Consider the following 5,208-nt stretch of genomic DNA (forward strand, 5'->3'; position numbering starts at 1 on the left):
AAAGAGGGGGGCGCGGGGTCGTGCGGGGTTGTTCGCACGGCTTCCCGCGCCCTTGAGGGCGCGGTAGCGGCGGGCGCGAGGGCGTGCGGGTTTGTTCGCACGGGTCCCCGCGCCCCCAGGGGGTGCGGTACGGCAGTTTCGAGGCCCCCCGGCCGGCCCCGCCGGGAGGGGTCAGGCGCTCAGCGTTCGCCGCCCGGCACCCACAGGACGTCCCCGACCTCCTGGTTGGCGGCCCTGGCCAGGATGAACAGCAGGTCGGAGAGCCGGTTGAGGTAGGTCGCGGTGAGGGGGTTCATGGTGTCGCCGTGGACCTCCATGGCGGCCCAGGTGGAGCGTTCGGCGCGGCGGGCGACCGTGCAGGCCTGGTGGAGGAGGGCCGCGCCGGGGGTGCCGCCCGGCAGGATGAACGAGCGGAGCTTCTCCAGCCGCTCGTTGAAGCGGTCGCAGTCGGCCTCCAGCTTGTCGACGTAGAACTGCTCCACACGCAGCGGCGGGAACTGCGGGTTCTCGACCACGGGCGTGGACAGGTCGGCGCCGACGTCGAAGAGGTCGTTCTGCACGCGGGTGAGGACCTCCACGATCTCCCCGTCCAGCCCGCCCAGTGCGATCGCCGTCCCGATCGCCGCGTTCGCCTCGTTGGCGTCCGCGTACGCCGAGATCCGCAGGTCGGTCTTGGGCACCCGGCTCATGTCCCCGAGGTTGGTGGTGCCCTTGTCGCCGGTCCTGGTGTAGATGCGCGTCAGATTGACCATGTGGCCAGCGTAGTTACGCCCCGGCCGTCCGGAAGACCCGTGTGCCCACCGTCACGGCCAGCGTCGTGAGACCGACCGCGGCGAGGACGCCGTACAGCATGGACGAGGTCGTGTAGAGGCCGACGTAGGCGTCCCGCATCGCGTCCACCAGATAGCGGAACGGGACGAAGCGCGACAGGAGGTCGAGCCAGCCGGGCGCCAGGGACATCGGCAGCATCAGGCCCGACAGGAGCATCGACGGCATCGTCAGGGCGTTCACCGCGGGACCGAACTCGTGCTGCGAGCGGGCCTTCATGGCGAGCGCGTACGACAGCGAGGCGAGCGAGACCGTCAGCAGGGCCACGAAGACGAAGCCGACGAGGATGCCGGCGAGCGGGGCGCGCAACCCCATGAACAAGGCCGCGACGACGAGCAGCACCGCCTGGAACACGAAGACCGCCGCGTCCCGCAGTACCCGGCCCAGCAGCAGCGCCAGTCGGCTCACCGGGGTGACCCGCATCCGTTCGACCACGCCGGACTGCTTCTCCAGGATGATCATGAAGCCGGAGAAGGAGGCCCCGAAGAGGCTCAGCTGGAGCAGCAGGCCCGGCACGAGCACCTGCCAGGAACTGCCGCGCGAGCCGAGCGGGAGGCCGGTGAGCAGCGGGCCGAAGAAGAGCAGATACAGCAGCGGCATGAGCACGCCGAACAGCATCGCGAAACGGGAGCGCAGGGTCTGGCGGGCGTACCGCCCGAAGACCAGCGCCGTGTCGTGCAGAAGCATCGGGGGAGTCCTATACGGCTACGGGAGCGGAGTCGGCCGGGGCGGGACCGCGGCCGGTGAGGGCGAGGAAGGCGTCCTGGAGCGAGGCGTCGATCGACCCGGCGTAGCGGAGCTTGAGCGCGCTCGGGGTGCCGTCGGCCACGATCCGCCCGTCGTCGACCACGACGAGCCGGTCGGACAGGGCGTCCGCCTCGTCGAGGTAATGCGTCGTCAGGAAGACCGTGGTGCCGTGCTCGTCGCGCAGTCGGCGGACCAGGTCCCACAGGTCGGCGCGGCCTTTGGGGTCGAGTCCCGTCGTCGGTTCGTCGAGGAACAGCACCCGCGGTCGATGGGTGAGCGCCATGGCGATGTCGAGACGGCGGCGGCGGCCGCCGGAGAGCGCGGCGCACTTGCGGTCGAGCAGCTCCGTCAGGTCGAGGTCGTGGGCCAACTCCTCGGCCCGCCGAACAGCCTGTTCCTTCGTCAGCCGGTAGAGCCGCCCCTGGGTGACGAGTTCCTCCCGCACGGTGATCTGCGGGTCCACCCCGCCCGACTGTGCCACATAGCCGCAGGCCCGGCGGACCCCGGCGGGGTCCTCCACCAGATCGTGGCCCGCGACCGTGGCCGCGCCGCCGGTCGGGGGCAGCAGGGTCGTGAGCATCCGCAGGGTGGTGGTCTTCCCGGCGCCGTTCGGGCCGAGGAAGCCGAGGATCTCGCCGGAACGGACGGTGAGGTCGATTCCGCGCACGGCCTCCACGGGGCCGCGCTTCGTCTGGAAGGTACGGGCCAGACCGGCCGTACTGATGATGGGCATGGCCCCAGAAAAACAGAGTCCCTGAAATTTTGCAACGGCTCCAACTTTTCAGAGACTCCAATGATCAAGGGGGTGCCTAGGATGGGGCCATGGCGGAGGGGCTCAGGGAGCGCAAGAAGCGCGAGACGCGGCAGCGGATCTCGGACATCGCCACCGGCCTGTTCCTGGAGCACGGCTTCGTGACGGTGACGATGGCGGACGTGGCCGACGCGGCCGACGTCTCGGTGAACACCGTCTACAACTACTTCCCCTCCAAGGAGGACCTCTTCTTCGACCGCAGCGCGGGCATCGTCGAGCGCCTCGGCCGCTGGGTGCGCGGGCGCGACCCGGGCGAGTCGGCCGTCGCGGCCGTCCTGCGGGAGCTGCGCGCCGAGGTCGAGGCCGTCTCGCCGCACGTCGGCCTGATGCTGGGCTACGACCGCTTCATGAGCGTCATCCACGAGGCGCCCGCGCTGCGCTCGAGGCTGTGGAGCATCCAGCAGGAGATCCAGGACAACCTGGAGAAGGTCCTCCGCGAGGAGACCGGAGCCCCGGCCGACGACCCCGCGCCGACCCTGATCGCCGGTCAGATCAACTGGGTCCACCAGACGACGATGGCCGTCATCGGCCGCCGTATGCTCGCCGGGCACAATCCGGACGAAGTCTCCCGAGAGGTGCTTCTCCTCCTGGACGAGATGGAGGGCCTGTTGAGCGACACGGTGCTCAACTACGCCGTCCGCCCCTCCGCGTGAGCGCTGCCGGTGTGATGTCCGTCCATTGAGACGTGACTCGCATTACTAAGCGGTCACACAGCCCCTCACGACCGCTAGTGTCCGCCCGAGAGGCAACACATCAACAGCGCGTACCAGGGGAGTCGCACAGTGGCACGGAAGCTCGCCGTCATCGGAGCCGGACTCATGGGGTCCGGTATCGCCCAGGTGTCCGCGCAGGCGGGCTGGGACGTCGTCCTGCGCGACGTCACCGACGAGGCGCTGAACCGTGGCATCGGCGGCATCACCGCCTCGTACGACAAGTTCGTCGGCAAGGGCAAGTTGACTGCCGAGGACGCCGAGGCGGCGCTGGGGCGGATCACCGCCACCACCGACCTCGACGCGGCGGCCGACGCGGACATCGTCGTCGAAGCCGTCTTCGAGAAGCTCGAAGTGAAGCACGAGATCTTCCGGACGCTCGACAAGGTCGTCCGCGAGGACGCCGTGCTCGCCTCCAACACCTCCGCCATCCCCATCACCAAGATCGCGGCCGTGACGGAGCGCCCGGAGCGCGTCGTCGGCACCCACTTCTTCTCGCCCGTCCCGATGATGCAGCTCTGCGAACTGGTCCGCGGCTACAAGACCAGCGACGAGACGCTCGCCACCGCCCGGGAGTTCGCCGAGTCCGTCGGCAAGACCTGCATCGTCGTCAACCGCGACGTCGCCGGCTTCGTGACGACCCGTCTGATCTCCGCGCTGGTCGTCGAGGCCGCGAAGCTGTACGAGTCGGGCGTCGCCACCGCCGAGGACATCGACCTCGCCTGCAAGCTGGGCTTCGGCCACGCGATGGGACCGCTGGCCACCGCCGACCTGACGGGCGTCGACATCCTGCTCCACGCCACCAGCAACATCTACACCGAGTCCCAGGACGAGAAGTTCGCCCCGCCGGAGCTGATGCGCCGGATGGTGGACGCCGGTGACATCGGCCGCAAGAGCGGGCAGGGCTTCTACAAGCACTGACGCCGACGCACGCGTCACGCGCGGTACTTGCCGCCCAGGTGAACGCACGAGCCTCCAGGGCATCACCCCTTGAGGTGAATTCGGTATCGGTTCGCTCACAGACGGCAACCTGACGGTGTCAAACACCGTCAGACGTTGCATCACCCAGATCACGGAGTACGAGACGCACTCACGGGAGCGCTTATGTACATCAGGGGCGACCACGCCGAGCTGGTCGTCGGGGGCCGCCTCGACGTACGCAGCGCGGCGGACGCCCGTACGGTCCTGCACTCGGCCGTCGACGACGGAGCCGGCGACCTGGTGCTCGACCTGTCAGAGCTGGACTCCTGGGACGCCACCGGACTCGGCGTGATCATGGGAGCCCACCGGCGGGCGGGACGGTGCGGAAGGCGGCTGGTGCTGCGCGGTGTACCACCGCAGATGCAGCGGCTGCTCGTGGCCACACGACTGCACCGCATCCTGGCGATCGAGGGCGGCATCGGCCTGGAGTCGCTGCCGAGGGTGTGAACAGACGTACGGGTTCGTACGTATGGCTCCGTGTACACGGGACACTCGGTCGTCATGCCTGATCCCGGGGGCCCTGCGGACCATGGGGGCGAAACGCACCACACGCCCAATTCTCACGAGACTGTGATGTCTCGGGCGGCGCGGTACCCCGGACTGTCGGAGATACTGTGCGAAGGTTTAGGGTTCGGCTGCCCGCTGCCAGCAACCCTCGAGCGGGTTCCGGACCAGAAGCGACAGCGCGGTGTGCGGCAAGGCCGGGAGGGGCTCCAGCACACGAGACGCTTTTGGGGGGCTAGAACCTATGGACCCGACGAACCGGGCATCCGACGAGCACGGCCACGACGACGCACAGGCACCCGGCAGGCGCCCGCCCCGCGAGGCGCTGTCCCAGGACTTCGACCGGCATGCCCCGGCGCTCGCCCGCACCGTCCAGCTGGTCTCGGGCGACTTCCTGCTCACCGTCAACCCCGTGGACGGCAGCGAGGTGGAGAACTGCCCGCCGGGCGAGCTGCCCGCCCGACCCGAGAAGCACGCCCCGGCCGAGCGCGCCGAGATCGACCGGGGCGTGCTTCTCGGGTCGGGCGGGCAGCTCGCCCGGCGGGCAGTGCTCCACCTCGCTGCCGTCCACGGGGTTGACGGTGAGCAGGAAGTCGCCCGAGACCAGCTGGACGGTGCGGGCGAGCG

The 5,208-nt window shown here is 69.6% G+C and carries 6 protein-coding genes and 1 pseudogene; 4 read left to right on the forward strand and 3 right to left on the reverse strand.

Going from position 1 to position 5,208, the window contains the following annotated elements; genetic code table 11:
• Nucleotides 1–179 precede the first annotated feature (179 nt).
• The 3 genes from AOK15_RS34325 to AOK15_RS34335 are packed head-to-tail and all read right to left on the reverse strand — an operon-like array spanning nt 180 to nt 2,308.
• The gene (locus tag AOK15_RS34325; protein ID WP_055522222.1) at nt 180–752 is read right to left on the reverse strand and encodes a cob(I)yrinic acid a,c-diamide adenosyltransferase; all 573 of its coding nucleotides are present in this window, start codon (nt 750–752) and stop codon (nt 180–182) included.
• Between the two features lie 13 nt (nt 753–765).
• The gene (locus AOK15_RS34330) at nt 766–1,515 is read right to left on the reverse strand and encodes an ABC transporter permease (RefSeq protein ID WP_055522223.1); all 750 of its coding nucleotides are present in this window, start codon (nt 1,513–1,515) and stop codon (nt 766–768) included.
• A gap of 10 nt (nt 1,516–1,525) precedes the next feature.
• Complete coding sequence (locus AOK15_RS34335; RefSeq protein WP_055522224.1) at nt 1,526–2,308, reverse strand: ABC transporter ATP-binding protein; 783 nt, start codon at nt 2,306–2,308, stop codon at nt 1,526–1,528.
• A gap of 89 nt (nt 2,309–2,397) precedes the next feature.
• Here AOK15_RS34335 and AOK15_RS34340 point away from each other — a divergent pair, with 89 nt between their 5' ends.
• The 4 genes and pseudogenes from AOK15_RS34340 to AOK15_RS34355 all read left to right on the forward strand — a co-directional run.
• Nucleotides 2,398–3,039, forward strand: a complete 642-nt coding sequence (locus AOK15_RS34340; protein ID WP_055522225.1) for a TetR/AcrR family transcriptional regulator — start codon at nt 2,398–2,400, stop codon at nt 3,037–3,039.
• Nucleotides 3,040–3,168: 129 nt separating this feature from the next.
• Nucleotides 3,169–4,017, forward strand: coding sequence for a 3-hydroxyacyl-CoA dehydrogenase family protein (locus tag AOK15_RS34345; RefSeq protein WP_055522226.1), 849 nt, complete (start codon nt 3,169–3,171; stop codon nt 4,015–4,017).
• Nucleotides 4,018–4,200: 183 nt separating this feature from the next.
• Complete coding sequence (locus tag AOK15_RS34350; protein WP_009297239.1) at nt 4,201–4,524, forward strand: STAS domain-containing protein; 324 nt, start codon at nt 4,201–4,203, stop codon at nt 4,522–4,524.
• Nucleotides 4,525–4,825: 301 nt separating this feature from the next.
• Nucleotides 4,826–5,208 (forward strand): annotated as a pseudogene (locus AOK15_RS34355) (hypothetical protein); the annotation flags it as partial.

The sequence above is a fragment of the Streptomyces ossamyceticus genome (assembly GCF_001418475.1).
Lineage (GTDB): Bacteria > Actinomycetota > Actinomycetes > Streptomycetales > Streptomycetaceae > Streptomyces > Streptomyces ossamyceticus.

Excerpts from the sequence above, each read along its gene's own strand:
- AOK15_RS34325 (WP_055522222.1), bottom strand. The coding sequence starts at position 752 with ATGGTCAATCTGACGCGCATCTACACCAGGACCGGCGACAAGGGCACC.
- AOK15_RS34330 (WP_055522223.1), bottom strand. The coding sequence starts at position 1,515 with ATGCTTCTGCACGACACGGCGCTGGTCTTCGGGCGGTACGCCCGCCAG.
- AOK15_RS34335 (WP_055522224.1), bottom strand. The coding sequence starts at position 2,308 with ATGCCCATCATCAGTACGGCCGGTCTGGCCCGTACCTTCCAGACGAAG.
- AOK15_RS34340 (WP_055522225.1), top strand. The coding sequence starts at position 2,398 with ATGGCGGAGGGGCTCAGGGAGCGCAAGAAGCGCGAGACGCGGCAGCGG.
- AOK15_RS34350 (WP_009297239.1), top strand. The coding sequence starts at position 4,201 with ATGTACATCAGGGGCGACCACGCCGAGCTGGTCGTCGGGGGCCGCCTC.